16 protein-coding genes and 1 pseudogene are annotated in these 16895 nt (G+C 71.1%); 7 read left to right on the top strand and 10 right to left on the bottom strand.

Going from position 1 to position 16895, the window contains the following annotated elements; genetic code table 11:
• Window positions 1–109: 109 nt before the first annotated feature.
• The 3 genes from ACZ7M3_RS10705 to ACZ7M3_RS10695 all read right to left on the bottom strand — a co-directional run bounded on the left by ACZ7M3_RS10705 (window position 110) and on the right by ACZ7M3_RS10695 (window position 3236).
• Window positions 110–1150 (bottom strand): hypothetical protein, encoded by a 1041-nt coding sequence (locus ACZ7M3_RS10705; protein WP_472062354.1) that lies wholly within the window; start codon window positions 1148–1150, stop codon window positions 110–112.
• A 52-nt stretch (window positions 1151–1202) separates the two neighbouring features.
• The gene (locus ACZ7M3_RS10700; RefSeq protein WP_472062352.1) at window positions 1203–2474 is read right to left on the bottom strand and encodes an FUSC family protein; all 1272 of its coding nucleotides are present in this window, start codon (window positions 2472–2474) and stop codon (window positions 1203–1205) included.
• Window positions 2475–2606: 132 nt separating this feature from the next.
• Window positions 2607–3236 carry a CGNR zinc finger domain-containing protein gene (locus tag ACZ7M3_RS10695; RefSeq protein ID WP_472062350.1) on the bottom strand — a complete coding sequence of 210 codons (630 nt, stop codon included), beginning with the start codon at window positions 3234–3236 and terminating at the stop codon, window positions 2607–2609.
• A 134-nt stretch (window positions 3237–3370) separates the two neighbouring features.
• On the opposite strand from ACZ7M3_RS10695, the gene ACZ7M3_RS10690 reads away from it, so the two are divergent.
• The 4 genes and pseudogenes from ACZ7M3_RS10690 (at window position 3371) to ACZ7M3_RS10675 (ending at window position 6764) form a co-directional block, all read left to right on the top strand.
• On the top strand, window positions 3371–4369 hold the full coding sequence (locus ACZ7M3_RS10690) for a quinone oxidoreductase family protein (RefSeq protein ID WP_472062348.1): 999 nt from the start codon (window positions 3371–3373) through the stop codon (window positions 4367–4369).
• A gap of 85 nt (window positions 4370–4454) precedes the next feature.
• Window positions 4455–5348, top strand: a complete 894-nt coding sequence (locus ACZ7M3_RS10685; protein ID WP_472062347.1) for a DUF3626 domain-containing protein — start codon at window positions 4455–4457, stop codon at window positions 5346–5348.
• Window positions 5305–5760, top strand: a pseudogene (locus ACZ7M3_RS10680) (reductase); the annotation flags it as partial. The gene ACZ7M3_RS10685 and the pseudogene ACZ7M3_RS10680, both read left to right, overlap by 44 nt.
• A 20-nt stretch (window positions 5761–5780) precedes the next feature.
• The gene (locus ACZ7M3_RS10675; protein ID WP_472062345.1) at window positions 5781–6764 is read left to right on the top strand and encodes a phosphotransferase family protein; all 984 of its coding nucleotides are present in this window, start codon (window positions 5781–5783) and stop codon (window positions 6762–6764) included.
• Between the two features lie 78 nt (window positions 6765–6842).
• Here the strand turns inward: ACZ7M3_RS10675 and ACZ7M3_RS10670 are convergent, their stop codons facing one another.
• From ACZ7M3_RS10670 to ACZ7M3_RS10655, 4 genes are read right to left on the bottom strand one after another with little or no spacing between them, the layout of a single operon-like run.
• A complete protein-coding gene (locus ACZ7M3_RS10670) occupies window positions 6843–8201 on the bottom strand; it encodes a GH1 family beta-glucosidase (protein WP_472062343.1) in 1359 nt (452 codons plus the stop codon).
• 29 nt (window positions 8202–8230) lie between these two features.
• Window positions 8231–9124, bottom strand: a complete 894-nt coding sequence (locus tag ACZ7M3_RS10665; protein ID WP_472062342.1) for a carbohydrate ABC transporter permease — start codon at window positions 9122–9124, stop codon at window positions 8231–8233.
• Complete coding sequence (locus tag ACZ7M3_RS10660) at window positions 9117–10118, bottom strand: carbohydrate ABC transporter permease (RefSeq protein ID WP_472062340.1); 1002 nt, start codon at window positions 10116–10118, stop codon at window positions 9117–9119. Before ACZ7M3_RS10660 ends, ACZ7M3_RS10665 begins: the two co-directional genes overlap by 8 nt.
• A gap of 14 nt (window positions 10119–10132) precedes the next feature.
• A complete protein-coding gene (locus ACZ7M3_RS10655) occupies window positions 10133–11449 on the bottom strand; it encodes an ABC transporter substrate-binding protein (RefSeq protein ID WP_472062338.1) in 1317 nt (438 codons plus the stop codon).
• Between the two features lie 169 nt (window positions 11450–11618).
• Here ACZ7M3_RS10655 and ACZ7M3_RS10650 point away from each other — a divergent pair, with 169 nt between their 5' ends.
• Window positions 11619–13001, top strand: coding sequence for an ROK family transcriptional regulator (locus tag ACZ7M3_RS10650; RefSeq protein WP_388120727.1), 1383 nt, complete (start codon window positions 11619–11621; stop codon window positions 12999–13001).
• Between the two features lie 52 nt (window positions 13002–13053).
• On the opposite strand, the gene ACZ7M3_RS10645 is transcribed toward ACZ7M3_RS10650, so the two are convergent.
• The 3 genes from ACZ7M3_RS10645 to ACZ7M3_RS10635 form a co-directional block, all read right to left on the bottom strand.
• On the bottom strand, window positions 13054–13746 hold the full coding sequence (locus ACZ7M3_RS10645; RefSeq protein WP_472062336.1) for a hypothetical protein: 693 nt from the start codon (window positions 13744–13746) through the stop codon (window positions 13054–13056).
• Between the two features lie 292 nt (window positions 13747–14038).
• Entirely contained in the window at window positions 14039–14590 is a 552-nt protein-coding gene (locus ACZ7M3_RS10640) for a DUF3455 domain-containing protein (protein WP_472062334.1), read from the bottom strand.
• A 351-nt stretch (window positions 14591–14941) separates the two neighbouring features.
• Complete coding sequence (locus ACZ7M3_RS10635) at window positions 14942–15421, bottom strand: hypothetical protein (protein WP_472062332.1); 480 nt, start codon at window positions 15419–15421, stop codon at window positions 14942–14944.
• Between the two features lie 91 nt (window positions 15422–15512).
• Here ACZ7M3_RS10635 and ACZ7M3_RS10630 point away from each other — a divergent pair, with 91 nt between their 5' ends.
• Both ACZ7M3_RS10630 and ACZ7M3_RS10625 read left to right on the top strand, forming a co-directional pair.
• On the top strand, window positions 15513–15878 hold the full coding sequence (locus ACZ7M3_RS10630; RefSeq protein ID WP_097223736.1) for a MerR family transcriptional regulator: 366 nt from the start codon (window positions 15513–15515) through the stop codon (window positions 15876–15878).
• Window positions 15879–16057: 179 nt separating this feature from the next.
• Window positions 16058–16891, top strand: coding sequence for an alpha/beta fold hydrolase (locus ACZ7M3_RS10625; RefSeq protein ID WP_472062331.1), 834 nt, complete (start codon window positions 16058–16060; stop codon window positions 16889–16891).
• Window positions 16892–16895: the final 4 nt, after the last annotated feature.

Here is a 16895-nt window from a genome sequence, read left to right as displayed (position 1 = left end):
GTCGTCACAGCCACCTTGGCGTGCGACACCCGAGAAGTGCAAGAACGGCAATGCATGTTGCGCCCTGTGCAACGATGGGCGGGGTTGCCCGACGACCGGGCGGGGCCGTCTACCAGTCACCGTCCTCGACCGGCTTGCCCGGCGCGTCGCCCAGCTGTTTCACCTGGTGGGGCGCGGGCTCCTGCCAGGGCTCGTGGTCGTCGCCGAGCCACTCGCCGACCGGCCGCACCGCACCCAGGGTTTCGGAGGGAGCGACGTCCTGGGCCGCGTCGTCGTAGTACTCGAACCAGGGCAGCCCGGCCCGGGTGTACGCCGCGCGGTCGACGGGGGACGGCGGGGGAGCCTCTCCCGTGATGCGGCGCCACTCGGGAGGCGTCACGAGATGCACGAACACCCGGCCGGCGGGCTCCCTGGCCCAGGCGCCGCGCGATCGCTCGTCCACGTAGACCTCCTGGCGCATCGAGCCTCCCACGCCGAGTCCCATGGCCGGGGCACTCCTCGCGCGGGCCACCGAGGCGGGCGCGGCGGCCATGGCGGCGCCGGGAGCCGGCGGGGCGGCGCCATAGGCGGACACGCTCTTGACCGACCTCGTGCTCACGGACCGGCGGCGCTCCCACTCACGCCACTTCGCGAGCTCCGCGTCATTCAGCCGGAAGGACTGCAGCTGCAGGCCGCCCCACACCTCCTCGCCGGTGACCTGGCCCTCGACCGTGGCGCCGAGCCCCAGCGGAACGGCCACGAACTGGCGGACCGTGCCCTTCCCGGAGTTGACGCCGTCGAGCCAGGGCTGGCGGGGGAGCACCACGTAGTTCTGCGGGTCCTGGGTGAGCAGGGAGCTCCACGGCCTGCCCGAGACGGCGCACACCTTGCCCACGCCGACCTGGAGCGCGGCCGGCTCCGTCGAGCCCGCGAAGCTCAGCCACATGGCCTCGCGCAGATACACCGGCAGCATCACGCCGCCGCGCGCACGCCACTCGGCGGGCACGGTGTCCGCGTGGTCCTCGACGCGGCGCACGGGGAACTCGCCGAGCCCGGGCGGCAGTTCGTGCGTGCCCGTCTCGGGCAGGCGCAGCGTCCGCATGAACCGGACACGCACCCCGCCCGGCAGACGCAGTGTGTTCCCGTCGATCCGCACAGCGTCGTCGGCCATCCGTCCGCTCCCCCCGTCGTCGCTCCCGTCCCCGAAAACGGAACGGCTGTCCTCAGAGAGAACGACCGGAGACGGGGGGACGGTTCCGGTCCGAGCGCGGCTGTCGCGGCCCGCGGGGCATCCGAAGGCGTTGCCGCAGTCGGACGAGGTGGTCACGGCGCTCGCGCTCTTCGCGGGTGCCGCGGTCGAGCTCCTCCATGAGCCGCCGTGAGCGGTGCTCCGTGTCCAGCTCGTCCAGGATGCGGTTGACCTCGGTGAGGACGGCGCCGTGCAGGTGCCACTGCCGGGCGTCCCGCTGCACCTCGTCGAGCAGCAGCTGGGCCAGCTTGTCGCGGGTCGCCGTGGCGGTGGACAGCTCCGCGGCGAGCCGGGACTCGGCCGACTCGGCGTTCTGGCTGATGTCCGTGGTCACCAGGACCGCGAAACTCACCACGGCGTCGCCCACTTCGGACAGCAGCTGCTCCAGCGTCGCCCCCGCCTGGGGCTCGAACAGCGGGTCGGGATCGCGCTCCTTGGCGAGGTCGGTGAGGGTGCGGGCGAGCACCCGCAGCACCACCGTGCAGATCTCCAGCGTGTCGAGGCCGGTGCGCAGCACGATCCGGTGCAGCAGGCCCTCCCGTACGCGCGGATTGAGCTTGAGGCTGTCCTCGGCCTGCCGCAGTGCCGCGTCCACCTGGACGATGTCGTGGTCCAGGCGGCGCGCCTCGTGCAGCCGGGCGGTGGCGTGCTCGACGGGGGTGCGGCCGGCCGCCTCCTCGCCCATGCGCAGCATCAACCGGCGTACCCGCCGCGCCAGATCCTCGATGGACTCGCCGGCCGCTCCCACCCACACCGGGGGAGCGAAGAGCAGATTGCAGCCGAGTCCGACCACCGCGCCGATCAGTGTCTCCAGCACCCTGGCCCAGGCCGTGTCCCCGACCCTGGTCACGCCGAGCACGAGCATGGCGCTGATCGCCACCTCGGGCACGAACTCGCTGACCCGGACGAGATGGCCGACGGCCAGCGAGGCGAGGATGAGCAGGGCCAGACTCCACCAGGTCAGACCCACGAGAACGCTGAAGGCGATGGCGACGACGACACCCGCCACCACGGAGTTCACCCGGCGGATGCCGGTGGTGAGGGTGGCGTAGAGCGTGACCTGTACGACCAGGAGCGCGGTGAGCGGGGCGGTGAGCGGCGCGGGCTCCGGACTGAGCCGCAGCGCGATCACGTACGCGACGGTCGCGGCCCCCGCCGACCGCACCGACTGGACGACCACGGGTTCCTCGTGCCACTTCCGGAGCTGTGCGCCTGCCACGGCCCACGCACCACGTACGTCTCGCATCCTTGGCCTTTTCCCTTTTCGCAGGCCTACCGAACGTGCTGATCGAGGACCGTAACGGTCCGCAAGGGTGAGTGAGGTGGCCGCCCCCCTCGGGTATGCCGGAAGGGGCCGGAGTCGGGCCGGTCGGCGTCGTCACCGGCTGGAGTCGGCGCGGCTGCGGGACCGGTAGCCGGCCACCTTCGCGAGGTTGCCGCAGCGGTCCATGGAGCACCAGCGGCGCCGACGGGCCTGGGAGTCGTCCAGGAAGAGCAGCGAGCACTCGGGGTTCTCGCACTCCTTGACCCTGGCAAGGAGCGGGCCGCCGACCAGCAGGACGGCGTCCCGGGCCACGGTCGCGAGGGCCGCGGGTCCGGGACGCTCGGCCGTCCAGCGCAGGGGCTGCCGGGGGCCCGCGTCCTCGTCCTGCGGCTCGGCGAGTTGGGGGGCGAGGTCGGGGCGGGCCGCCGCCTCGTTGGCCCGCGCGACATCGACCGGGTCGGGCGCCTCCCCGTCCATCGCGGCGTGTACGAGCCGGTAGAGCGCCTCGCGCAGGGTGCGGGCGTGGGCGAGGTCGCCCTCGGTGACGCGCACCGGGGTGTCGTCGGCCCCGGCGCTCAGGCCCGCCTCGGTGATCCAGCGGGCGAGGGCGTCGGGGTCCGGGAGCCGCTCCAGGGGGGTGGCGTGCCGCTTGCCGAGCGTGGCCACGAAGTTCAGGCAGGGGCGTCCGCCGATGAAGGGGAACGGCGAGGCGGGCTCGGGGGCGGCGGCGGGAGCGGAGGGCATGGTCCGAGTGTAACGCCTTGACACCGGTTGAAGTGGTGTCGCATGGTGACACCACTTCAACCGGTGTCACCGCTCTCCGGGGCCTCCTCGGATTCCGCGGTGCTCCGGTGCGTCCACCAGGAAGCAGGTGCGGTATGCGTGCGGTGCGGATCGACGAGTTCGGCGGGCCCGAGGTATTGGTGCCGATGGAGGTCCCCGACCCGGTCGCGGGCCCGGGCCAGGTGCTGCTGCGGGTCGTGGCGGCGGGGGTGAACCGGGCGGACGCGCTGGTCCGTGCCGGGCGGTACCACCGGGCCGGCCGTCCACCGCTGATCCCGGGCGTGGAGGCGGCCGGCGTCGTCGCCGCGGTGGGGGAGGGCGTGACCGACATCGAGGTCGGACAGCGGGTCATGGCCCTGGACGGGGTGAACGCACCCGGTTTCTACGCCGAGTTGGCCGTCGTGCCCGCCCGGCAGGTCACGGTCGTGCCGGACGGTCTGGGGCTGACCGAGGCCGCCGCCCTGCCCGTCGCCTGGCTCTCCACCTGGTACTGCCTGCGCCATCTGGCGAAGGTGACCAAGGACGACACCGTGGTGGTGAAGGCCGCCGCGAGCGGGGTGGGCAGCGCGGCCGTCCAGATCGCCGCCGAGGCCGGCGCCCGTGTCGTCGCGCTCGCGGGCTCACCCGACAAGACCGCCTGGGCCGCCGGATTCGGCGCCCACGACACCCTCGACACCTCCGCGCACCCGGGCGACGCGGAGGTCGAGGAAGTGCTGCGGCTGACCGGCGGGCGCGGTGCGGACGTCGTTCTCGACACCGTCGGCGGCCCCGCCTTCGGACGGAGTCTGCGCGAGGTCGGGCACGGCGGGCGGGTGGTCGCCCTCGCCAACGTCGCCCTGGAACCGAGCACGATCGACACCCGCGACTTCTATCCGAAGAACGCCGCCGTCCTCGGCTTCCAACTCACCAATCTGCAGATCCACGGCTACGACCCCCGCGAGGACCTGCGCGAGCTGGCCCGGCGGGTCGCGGCGGGCACGTACCGTGTGCCGGTCGAAACGGTGGTCCCGCTGGACCAGGCGCGCGCGGCACACGAACGCCTGGAGCGGCGCGACAACCGAGGCAAGATCGTGCTGGCCGTCCAGGAGAAATGAGTTGCGGATGTCCCGCCCGACGAGTGATCTCCAAGGGTCCCCGAGTGGGGCGAAGAGGTGCGGGAACAGGGCGGGGAGGGGTCACGTGGACTTCAGGGGCGGACGCACACCCCAGGAGCGGGCACTGCGCCATGTGGCGGCTCTCTCCCGGGGCGCGGCGGTGGACCCGGTGCTGCGCATCACTCTGAACTTCCACCCCGACCGGCTGGTGGGTGGGCTCCCGATCCTGGAGGTACTGGCCCGGGACGGCGCGTACGTCTCGCAGTTCGTCACGGGAACGAGCAACGGCGGGCTCACCGCACACCCCGGCGGCGACCGCTGGCGCTGGGAGAGCCGGATCTTCGGCGCGGCGTACGACGCCGAACCCGCGCACGAACGACCCGTGTACGGCGGACTGAACTTCCGGCGCCAACTCGTCGGCGCGGCGCCCCGCTTCGGCTCCTCGTACTTCCGGCTGACCGGTGCGGCCCTGCGGCGGGCGACCTTCTGCTATCCCGACAGCGCGGCCGAGCCGTCCGCGTTCGGGGTCGCCGCCGGGATGTCCCTGATCGAGCTGGCCGAGGCGGACGTGCAGGACGCGCTCGACGACTACATCGAGGCGCAGGTGCACGGCCCCGTCGACCTGGCGAGGGACACGGAGGCCCTGGTCCTGGACGCGAGCTACCGCGGCACGGCCGTCGAGGCGGCGGTCCGGCGACTCCCGTGCCCCGTGGAGTGGCACCCCGGCTACCGGCTCCCGGTCGAGGAACTGCGGCGCCACCCGGACTTCCGTGGCCCGGAGTTCGTCACGCTCGGCGCCCGGATCGCCGAGGACGGCCTGCTCGACCCCCGGATCATCGGGGACGCCGCCCGCACCGGCCGCCACGAACTCCAGGACCTGAAGAGGGTGTGGCACTGCCTCGCGCGCTTCGGCGCCCCTCAGGGAGCGGGCACGGCCGCGGGCGGCCACACTCCCGGAGTCAGTACGCCCAGCGCCTAGGCGCGCGCGACCAGTTCCCGCGACCGACCCCGGCCACGCCGACCTGATGGTCTCCCTGCTGGAGGCCCTGGCCCGCTCCGGCGTGGGGACGTACAACGGAGTCGGCTCCGGCCATCTGCACACGGTCAAGCCCGGCGACACCGTCCTCGCCCGCGTCCAGCCCTGCCGGGACTACCTCCACGCGGAGGAACTCCACGCCGCCGAGGCGGACGAGGTCTGGGAGCTGCTGCGGGCCGGAGCCCGGGTGTACGTGTGCGGCGACGGCTCGCGCAGGGCACCCGGCGTCCGCGAGGCCTTCCGTACGCTGTACCGGGACCGTACGCCGGACGCGGACGAGGCGGCCGCCGAGAGGTGGTTGAACGAGCTGATCGCGAACGGGCGTTACGTGGAGGACGTGTACGCGGCCGGGTGATCGAAGGGCGGGTGGGGCGCATGACGGAGGACTCCTGGGAGCGGGCGCGGCGGATCCTCGCGGCGGCCGGACTGCCGCCGGACCGCCTCGCCCGCTGCCGCCCGCTCGACGGCGGCACCTACAACACCGTCGAGGAACTCCTCCTCACCGACGGCACCCGCCATGTGCTGAAGGTCCCGCCCCCGGAGACCAACCCGGGCATGCGCCATGAGCGCGAACTCCTGGTGTCCGAGGCGGAGTTCTACCGGGCGGCGGCCACCGTCGACGTACCGGCGCCGCGCGTCCTGGCCACCGGGGGCCGTCACCTCCTCATGACGGCCTGCCCGGGCCAGTCGTGGAACGGCACACTCACCCCCGTCGAACAGACCGCTCTGCGCACGGAGTTGGGCGGCCTGGTGGCCCGGCTCCACCAGGTCACCGGACCCGGCTTCGGCTACCCCTCCGGGGCGCTCGGCCCACTCGCCCCCGACTGGCGCACCGCCTTCACCACCATGTACGACGCCGTCCTGGACGACGCCCGCCGCTATCGGGCCTGGCTGCCCCGGCCCGTGGACGAGGTGGCCCGCACCGCGAGGGCGGCGTACGACACCCTGGAGGAGGTCACCACCCCCCGCCTGGTCCACTTCGACCTGTGGCCGGGCAACATCCTCGTGGACCGGCCGGAAGGAACACCCCGGATCGGCGGTCTGATCGACGGCGAGCGCATGTTCTGGGGCGACCCCCTGGCGGACTTCGTCTCCCTCGCCCTCCTCGGCGACATCGAGGACGACACCGCCTTCCTGACCGGCTATCGGAAGGCGGGAGGCCGCGCGGACTTCGACCCCGCGGCCCGCCGACGCCTCGCCCTCTACCGCAGCTACCTCTACCTGATCATGCTCATCGAGACCGTGCCCCGCGCCGTGGGTGACGACGATGTCGCCTGGACCCGGAAGGTGGTGGCTCCGCAGCTCGAGGCGGCCCTGGACGACATCGGCCGGCATGGAGCCGACAGGTCGCAGGGGTGACCTCGTCCACCGCCTTCGGCTGGACGCGAGCTCCGTTCGAGGGAGCACCCGCGTCCAGCGCGAAGGCCGGGACGTACGTCAGGCCGCGCTGCGCCCGCGCTCCCCGTGGGCCCGGATGATGTCCGCGTACCGGTGCCCGCTCCCCTTCACCGTGCGCCGCTGGGTCTCGTAGTCGACGTGCACGAGGCCGAAGCGCTTGTCGTAGCCGTAGGCCCACTCGAAGTTGTCGAGCAGCGACCAGGCGAAGTATCCGGCGAGGGGAACGCCCTTGCCGGCCGCCGCGGCACACGCGGCGAGGTGCTGCTCCAGGTACCGTGTGCGCTCGGGGTCGTCGACGGTGCCGTCGGGGCGCACGACGTCGGGATAGGCGGAGCCGTTCTCGGTGACGTACAGCTTGCGGGCGCCGTAGTCGTCGGTGAGGCGCAGCAGCAGGCGCTCGATGCCGGAGGCGTCGACCTCCCAGTCCATGCCGGTGCGGGGAACGCCCAGGCGGCGCACCGTACGCACGCGCGGCGCGGGTCCTGAGGGGTCGTCGGCGACGCTGGAGGGGAAGTAGTAGTTGAGGCCCAGCCAGTCCAGGGGCTGCGCCATGGTCTCCAAGTCGCCCGGCAGCTCCGGGAGTTCGACGCCGTAGACCTCGCGCATGTCCGCCGGGAACCCGCGGCCGTGCACCGGGTCCAGCCACCAGCGGTTGGTGTGCCCGTCCAGCCGGCGGGCCGCCGCGACGTCCTCGGGGCGGTCGGTGGCGGCCTCGACGCTGGAGAGGTTGTTGACGATGCCCACCTGTGCGTCCGGTGCCGCCGCGCGGATGGCCTGCACGGCCAGGCCATGGCCCAGGAGCAGGTGGTACGAGGCGCGGACCGCGACCTCCAGATCCGCGAGGCCGGGAGCCATCCGGCCCTCCAGGTGGCCGATCCAGGCCGAGCACAGCGGCTCGTTCAGGGTCGTCCAGTGGTGGACGCGGTCACCCAGACGCTCCGCGACCACCGACGCGTACGAGGCGAAATGGTGTGCCGTGTCGCGTGCCGGCCACCCGCCGCGGTCCTGGAGCACCTGCGGCAGGTCCCAGTGGTAGAGGGTGACGGAGGGGGTGATGCCCGCCTCCAGCAGGCCGTCGATCAACTGGTCGTAGAAGTCGAGCCCCTTCGCGTTGACCGGGCCGTCGCCGCCCGGCACCACCCGGGGCCAGGCGATGGACAACCGGTAGGCGTTGGTGCCCAGTTGGCGCATGAGTGCGATGTCCTCGCGCCAGCGGTGGTAGTGGTCGCAGGCGATGTCCCCGTGGTCGCCGTTGTCGATCTTGCCCGGAGTCTGCGAGAACGTGTCCCAGATGGACGGCGAGCGGCCGTCCTCGGCGACGGCTCCCTCGATCTGGTAGGCCGACGTGGCCGTGCCCCACAGGAAGTCCTCGGGGAGTGCGGCAAGGTCGATGGTCACGGAAGTCCCTTCAGGGGATGAGGAGTCGGTCACTTGACGGCTCCGGCCGTCAGGCCGGCGACGAGGTAGCGCTGGAGCAGCAGGAACCCGGCGACCACCGGGACGCTCACCACGAGCGAGGCGGCCATGATCTGGTTCCAGTACACGTTGTTGAGCGTGGAGTAGCCCTGGAGCCCGACGGCGAGCGTGCGCGTGGTGTCGTTGGTCATCACCGACGCGAACAGCACCTCGCCCCAGGCGGTCATGAAGGCGTAGACGGCGACGGCGACGATGCCGGGGATCGCGGCGGGCACGACCACCCGCAGCAGCGCGCCGAGCGGCCCGCAGCCGTCCACCAGCGCCGCCTCGTCCAGATCGCGCGGCACCGAGTCGAAGTACCCGATCAGCATCCAGATCGAGAACGGCAGGGAGAAAGTGAGATACGTGAGGATCAGGCCGCCGCGCGAGCCGAACAGCGCGATGCCCGTGGCGTTGCCGATGTTGACGTAGAGAAGGAAGAGCGGCAGGAGGAAGAGGATGCCGGGGAACATCTGCGTCGACAGCACGGTCACCGTGAAGACGCGCTTGCCGCGGAAGCTGTAGCGGCTCACCGCGTACGCCGCGAAGACCGCGATCACCACCGAGCAGACGGTCGCCGCGCCCGCCACGATCAGCGAGTTCACGAAGTACCTCGCCAGCGGGACCGTCGACCAGATGTCGATGTACGGGCGGATCGTCAGCCCGCTCGGCAGCCAGCGGAACTTCCCCGAGACGTCCGCGAGCGGCTTCAGCGAGCTGGAGACCATGACGTAGACCGGTACCAGGACGAAGCCGGTGAGCAGGGTGAGGAAGATCCTGCGGGACCAGAGGAAGGACCGCGGGGGAGCCATCGGCGAGCGGGGCGCCTTCGAGGCGCGGGACGCCGTCCGCGCGGTGCTAGACATCGGCCGTCTTCCTTCCTCGGGAGGTCAGCAGCAGGTAGACGCCCGTCACGACGAGCAGGAAGAGCAGCAGCAGGACCGACATCGCGGATCCGGTGCCGAAGTTCCAGGTGACGAACGAGGCCTGGTAGATGTGCACCGAGATGAGGTCCGCGGCCTCCGGAGCGGTCCTGCCGAACAGGACGAACGGCGTGTTGAAGTCGTTGAACGTCCACAGGAACAGGACCAGCACCAGCACCTGGTTGACCGGGCGCAGTGACGGCAGGGTGATGCGCCGCAGCTGCTGCCACAGACCGGCACCGTCGAGGGCGGCGGCTTCGTACAGCTCCCCGGGGATGTTCTGGAGGCCTGCCATGACGATGAGGAACGCGAACGGCCAGCCCTTCCACACCGACACGGTGAGCAGGGCGTAGAAGCTGTTGTCGCCGATGAGCCAGAAGGACGGCTTGTCGGTGACGTGCAGCTGGTCGTGCAGGACGTGGTTCACCAGGCCGTTGTCGTGCTGGAACATGAACACCCAGGTGATGACCGCCGCGTACACGGGCAGCGCGTACGGGACGAGGAAGAGCGCCCGCAGCAGACCGCGGCCGCGGAAGGTGTCCTGCATGTAGATCGCGGCCGCCGTGCCGATCAGCCAGCACAGGGCCACCGACAGCAGGGTGAAGCCGACGGTGACGAGGAACGAGTGCAGCAGCGCCTTGCCGACGGGCGCGCTGAAGTCCACCGACACCTTGTAGTTGTCGAAGCCGGACCAGGGCGCGGTGCCCCAGTCGCGGATGTAGAACTGGGTGAGCTCCTTGAAGCTCATGAAGATGCCGATCACCATCGGCACCAGGTGGACCAGGAGTTCGAGGATCAGGGCGGGCAGGAGCAGCAGATAGGGCAGTGCGATGCGCCGGATCCGCCCGGGGCGGCGCGGTCCGCGCGCCGCCCCGGGGGAGTCCTTGGGCACCGCCCGTTCGCCGGAATCGGCGGAGGCGGCGGTCGTGGTGGTCATGAGGGAGTCCGCGCTCACTTCGCAGGCATCTGCTGCTGGGCCTTCTCGAGCTCAGCCTTCACCGACTCCGTGGTCACCGCGCGTCCGGCGGCCGCGGCCGCGAACAGCGTCTTGACGGCCGTACCGACCGTCGTCTCGAACTGGGACTCGTCGGCGACCTGGGGAAGCGCGGCGGCGCTCTTGGCCAGGGTGTCCTTGAGGACCGCGTTCGCCGGGGTGTTGAAGGTGGCGTCCGTCTGGGCCGTCTTCACCGGCGGGATGGAGCTGTACGCCGTGTTGAGGATCTTCTGCTCGGCGTCGCTGGTCATGAACTTCACGAACTTCGTGGCGCCGTCGAGGTTGTGGCTGTTCTTGAAGACGGCCAGGTTGATGCCCGCCACCATCGAGTTGACGTTGGTGCCGGTTCCCGGGGTGCCGGACTGCACGGGGACCGGTGCGATGCCGTACGCGTCGTCACTCATGCCCTGCGACTTGAGGTTGGCGGACGCCGACTGCCACAGCAGCATCGCGTTCTTGCCCTTGGCGAAGTCGCTCACGGACTGGTTCTGGGCGTACTCGGCGTTGCCGGGCGCGATGATCTTGTCCTTGGCCATCAGGTCGACGTACTGCTTGACCGCCGCGACCGTGCCGTCCGAGGTGAAGTCCGGCTTGCCGTCGGCGGTGAAGAAGTCGGCCCCGTGCTGCTTGGCGAAGACGAAGGTGTGGTGGATGTTCTCCGAGGGGTTCGAACCCTCCGCCCCCAGGCCCCACTTGCCGCCCTTGGACAGCTTCTTGCCGTCGGCGATCAGCTCGTCCCAGGTGGCCGGCGGCTTCGCAAGCCCCGCGTCGGCGAACATCTTCTTGTTGTAGTAGAGCGCGTACGCCATCGAGTACAGCGGGACCGCGGCCGGGTCCTTGCCCTGCGCGCCCGTCGAGCCGAGCGCCGAATCGACGAAGCGGTCCTTGCCGCCGATCTTGGCGAAATTGCTCGCGTCCCACGGCAGCAGTGCGCCGGTGGCCTGCAACGAGGCGCTCCAGGTGTTGCCGATGTTCAGGACGTCGGGGCCCTGACCCGACGTGGTCGCGGTGAGAATCCGGTTCAGCAGGTCCGACCAGGGGACGACCTCCACCTTCACCTTGATCCCGGACTGCTTCTCGAACTTGTCGAGTTCGGGCTGGAGGACCTTCTTGTCGACCTCGATGCTGGCGCCCTGGTTGGAGGCCCAGTAGGTGAGCGTCTTCGGCGAGTCGTTGGACCCACCGCCCGTCGACGAGCCGCCACCACAGGCGGTCACGGCGGTCAGCAGGGAGACGGTGACCGCACCGGCGGCCGCGGCTCGGATTCTGCGCATGGCTGCGTATGTCCCTTTCCCGGAGGAAGAGCCACGAGGGGCGCCCGCGTTCACTTCTCGAACGACCCTCATGTCTTAATTTAGGACGTGAGTTAAGACCCGGAAGAAAGTCGCGTCAAGGGATCGCGCAGGGGTATCTTGCAGGTCGGGCGGGCCAGGAGGGACTCACATGGCGGTGCGGAACGGGCGAACAGTGCGTGACCTGCGGCGCGGCAATCGCACCGCGGTGTTGCAACGGTTGTATTTCGACGGCCCCATGAGCCGCTTCGAGCTGGGCCCGGCCACCGGCCTGAGTTCTGGTTCCGTCAGCAACGTGGTCGCCGAACTCGTCGCGGACGGTCTGGTCGAGGAGGCCGGAAGCGTGGACTCCGACGGCGGTCGCCCACGCACGTTGCTGCGGGTCGTGCCCGGCAGCGGCCACATGATCGGCGTCGACGTCGGCGAAACCCGCGTCCGCGTCGAACTCTTCGACCTGACCCTCACCGAACTCGCCCGCACGGAGCGGCCGCTGGAGCAGCGGAGGTACGGGGGTGACTGGGCGTCGGACGGCGAGGGGGCGGCTCAGGGCGAGGGGCCGTCGCTGGGCGGCGGACCGTCGTCGAAGCGTCGGGAGTACGACGTCGATGTCATCGTCGGGCACATCCGGGACGGTGTCGCCGAAGTGCTGGACGAGGCGGGCATCGCTCCCGAGCGGTTGCTCGGCGTCGGTATCGGCGTCCCGGGAATCGTCGCCCGTACGCCCGAGGAGGGTGCGGTGGTGCACGGTCAGACGATCGGCTGGGACGCCGTCCCGTTGGAGTCCCTGCTCCGTTCGGCCTGCCAACTCCCCGACACCGTCCCGTACTTCGCGGACAACGGCGCCCGGACCCTGGGCCAGGCCGAGATGTGGTTCGGCGCCGGACGCGGCGCGCGCAACGCGGTCGTCGTCCTCTTCGGCTCGGGCGTCGGCGCCTGTCTGGTCACCGAGGACGTGGAGCACGGCCGCTCGGTGGAATGGGGCCACCTGACGGTACGGGTCAGGGGGCGCCGCTGCCGGTGCGGTGCCCTGGGCTGCCTGGAGGCGTACGCGGGCGCGGAGGCGCTCCTCGACCGCTGGCGCGAGGAAGGCGGACGCCCGCCTGAGGGCACCGACGAGGAGACCGCGCTCACCGCGATGCTCACCGCGGCCTACCCGGCCGAGGAGGGCGTCGAGCCTGACCCCGTCGCGCTCGCCGTCCTGGAGGAGACCGCCGAGTACCTCGGCGCGGGCCTGTCCGACCTGATCAACCTCTTCCAGCCCGAGCGGATCCTGATCGGCGGCTGGGCGGGCCTCCAGCTCGGCACCCGCTTTCTGCCCGCCGTCCGCCGGTACGCGGCCTCCTACGCCCTGCGCTACCCGGCCGAGCGCGTCTCCATCGACCTCGGCCGGCTCGGCCCGGACGCGGTGACCGTCGGCGCCGCGATCCTGCCGCTCGCCGACTTCTTCGCGCGGGGCGGCCGACGCGCCGAGCCGGTGAGCGAGGGCCCCTCCCCGGCCTGGCGCACCGCCCTGGAGGAGCGCGCCCCGCACTGACCCACAGTCGGGGATTCTCGACGCCCGTTCCCGCGCGGTGAGTCGGCCGCGATCACTCGGAATCCGTCAGCTTGCCGAGCTTGTGCAGCTGCGCCTTGATGATCGTTTCCGGTATGACGGCCGGCTCCTTGCCCCTTGGCCCTGCGGGGAGGTTGAACGCGTAGAACATGGCGACGGTCGTTCCCTGCCGAACGGCCACCACCGCGAAGGGCACCCGGACGGGGTCCTCGTCCGCACTGTCCGCCGCGAGCTGGGTGAGCCGCAGGGACACGGATTCATCGCCGTAGCCGGGGTCGGGCCGCAGGTCGGCATCGGCGTAGCGGAAGTCCGCCCGGATGTCCTTGAACGTCTTGCATCGCTCGGCGGACGTGCGGAATGCGTCGATCACCCGCGCGGCGTCCCCGGCGCTGTGTGAAGACAGGATCATGGATGCTCCGGGACCGTGCTTCTTCGAGAAGATGATCCGGCCCGTGCGTGCGGTGGCTGTGAAGCCGCTGCTTCCGCCCAGGGCCTGAACGACGGGCGTGCATGCGGCAGGATCCGCCGTCCGGCGAGACGCCGAGGGAGTAGTCAGGGTCGGGTTGACCTCGTAGCCGTCGAGATCCGTTTCGGTGATCACCGTCCGCTCCAGGTCCGCCTTGTTCAACGACTTGCCCTGCACCCCGGCCGTCGTGGTCTCTTCCGGCGCTGCGCCTGCCGGGGCACCCTGCCCGGATCCGCATGCGGAGAGCGTCGAGAAAGTCATGAGCATGGCAATCGTGCTGCCGGCCCGTGATGGACGAACCACTGTTTTCCCCACCCGTTTGGTCGTTGAGCGCGCGCAGTGTCCGGTCGGCTCAGAAGTTCGCCCGAGCCGTCCATCCAGGCTCCGGGCACTGAGCAGCAGGCTAGATCGTCCGCTCGGCGGGCGCGACGGGTTTTGAGGCTGAGTGGTGAGGTGTGCGGTGCGGTCGAGGAGACTCGGATCCCGGCTGCCCGCAGCAGGGCAGGAGCCCTTGGGATCGTCCGGAGGGCCCCTGCCGTCGCTCCTTACCGCATCACTTGGCGGGCTTGTAGAAGGCGTAGGTGGCGGAGTAGCGGACGCTGATCTGGTCGGTACCGGTGCAGGCGGTGGTGGGCGCGACGCCGCCGTGGGTGTCGAGGCGCTGGACGTAGGAGACGCCGGCGAAGACCCCGGTGCCGCGCGTGGCGGTGGACTGCAGGAGAAGCTCGGGGATGGTGCCGGTCTTGGGGGAGTTGGCGATGGCGGCGGCGTTGACCGCGCTGCCGTCCACCGTGGACACCCAGACGGGACCGCGGGAGTGGAGGGCGACGGGGCGGTGGGAGCGGTCGTTCTTGGCCCACAGGGTGGCGGCGGGTTCCAGCAGCTTCCAGGCGCCGTCGGCGCAGGTGTAGGTCTGGACGCCCGCGGCGGAGAAGACGTCGGTGAGCCGGTTGCCGTCGGGGACCTTCAGCGCGGCGGGAGCGTCGACGCCGGTGCGGGCGGGCTGCGAGGCGGCGGCCTGGCCGACCGTCGCGCTGAACAGCGTGCCGGCGGTCACGGCGGCGAGAGCTGTCGTGGTGAGGACGAGACGTTTGGCGAACTTCATCGGGTTTGTCTCCAGAACGTTTTCTGAACGAGGTCGAGTGGCACCGCGGTGGCTGGGTGGGCTGTCGTCGGTGCGCACACGGCTACGCCCTGCTCTGCGGCGTGCTTCGGCGTTCTTCGGCCGTGCTGGACCGGGCGACAGCCACGGCGTCCCTGTCGGGATCACCGAGGGGCGTTCCCGCCCGTACCGGGATAGTCGACGCGATGACGAGTAGGAAGTATCGCCGTACGGGTTTCGGCTCGGCGAGGGTCTATGGGGCACGTGGCCGGGCACGCCGCCGCGTACTCGGGGCGTTCGACGGGCCGTCGAAGCAGTGGGCAGCGGCGGAGCACAGCAGCCCTCGACAGGGTGTCACCGGCCCTCCGGGGTGAGCGGATGCCCAACGGCCGGGCCGGCCGCGGTGTCCAACGGGTTCGTGTTCCGGCTTCGCCACCACGGCACCAGCTGGACGAGGCCGAACATCACCTCGACGCCGAAGAACAGCCAAAGCAGCCGCATGGCACCGTGGGCCAGCGCGTACGCCTGCCACGCCGCGAACAGCGTGCGTGCGATGCCGTCGAGCAGGCCGTGCACCGGCAGCGGCCGGACGATGCGCAGGACGGCCCACACAACCACGACCGAGCCCATCAGATTCGCGTACAGGGTCTGCACCGGGTCGAGTTCGGGCAGGGTTCCCAGCCCGAGCGCGTTGCCCCACGACGACAGCGCATCGTGCACCAGCGCGTACGTCCAAGGCGTCGCGAAGCCCGCGGTGACGACGAGGTCGTACCAGGCGCTTGCCCGTACGGCGCGAAGATAGGCGGGGCGTTCGGGGGCGAGGGTCCGGATCACGATGAGGCTCCAACTGGTCTCGGGGCAGCGACGCCTCACGCTAAACAGTGGAGTACGGTCCAAGGTCAAGCCCGCCGTCCGAAGGAGGGACATGCGTATCGGAGAGCTCGCCGCGCAGGCGGGCATGAGCAGAGACACCATTCGGTTCTACGAGAAGGTCGGCCTCGTCACGGGTCGGCGGCTGGCCAACGGTTATCGCGACTTCCCGCCCGAGGCGGTGCCCTGGTTGCAGTACGTCCGCACTGCGCAGACGCTGGGATTCTCGCTCGCGGAGATCGCGCGGCACGGCGAGGAGTTGCGGGAGGCGCCGGACTCCGCGGAGGCGCTGTCCGTGCTGTTCGAGCAGAAGATCCAGGTCATCGACGCCCGCATGGCCGAACTCGCCACCCTGCGGGCCGAACTCGCCACGCGCGTCGACACCGGGTGCCCGTTGCGGGCCATCGGCCGACCGAGCTGACCACGAGGTCGGGCGCGCGGGCGGCCCGGTAACTGTCCGACCACGGCCGGGCGTCGCACTCCGCTCTGCCCGGCGGCGCCTTCGTGCATGACCTCGGGGGTAATCGACCCCGCCCCGGCCCTTCGGAACCATGAAGGACGTACCCACTCGTCCCGCCACCGGATTCCGGGAGGTTTCCCATGCCGTACTTCGAGAGCCCCGTCGATGGCACCCGACTGCACTTCGTCGACTACGGTCCCGCCGCCGGACAGGTCATCGTGTTCGTCAACAGCGCCTACTTCGGCACGGAGATGTGGGAGTACCAGATGCTGCCGCTCGCCGCGGAGGGCTGTCGGTGCGTCGGCTTCGACCGGCGCGGCCACGGCCGGTCCGACGACGTGTGGGGCGGGTTCGACCTCGACACGTTGGCCGACGACGTCGACGGGCTGCTGCGCCACCTCGACCTGTCCGGGGTGACACTGGTCGGGCACTCCATCGGGACCGCGGAAGTCGTACGCTGCCTGACCCGGCACGGCGTCGAGCGGGTGGCGAGGGTGGCACTCGTCGCGGGCATGGCGCCCGGGGCCGTCCGGTCCGCGGACCATCCGGAGGGCATCGACCCGGGCGTCGTCGAGGCCGGCAACGAGGTCTTCCGCCGAGACCGGGCCGCCTTCTTCGTGGACGGGGCCCGCTCGTTCTTCGCCCTCGACCTCCCCGGGAACGAACTCTCCCCGGCCTATGTGCAGTCCATGATCAACCGCTGTCACGGCGCCACCGCGCGCGGCGGGGCGGCGTTGGGAGACCTCGCGGCCACCCTGAACGTCGCCCCCGAACTGGTCAAGCTCGACCTGCCCGCACTGGTCGTCCACGGCACCCACGACACGTCGGCGCCGCTGGACCTGACCGGCCGCCGGGCGGCCGAACTGCTCCCCGACGGCACACTCAAGGTCTACGAGAACGCGGGCCACGGCCTCTTCGCCACGCACGCGGAACGACTCCTCGCGGATCTGCGGGAGTTCATGGCCCGCGACTGACGCC

It is taken from the genome of Streptomyces sp. NPDC111656, assembly GCF_055656965.1.
The sequence above is the reverse complement of the archived record's forward strand: the minus strand, read 5'-3'. Positions and strand labels throughout refer to the sequence as shown.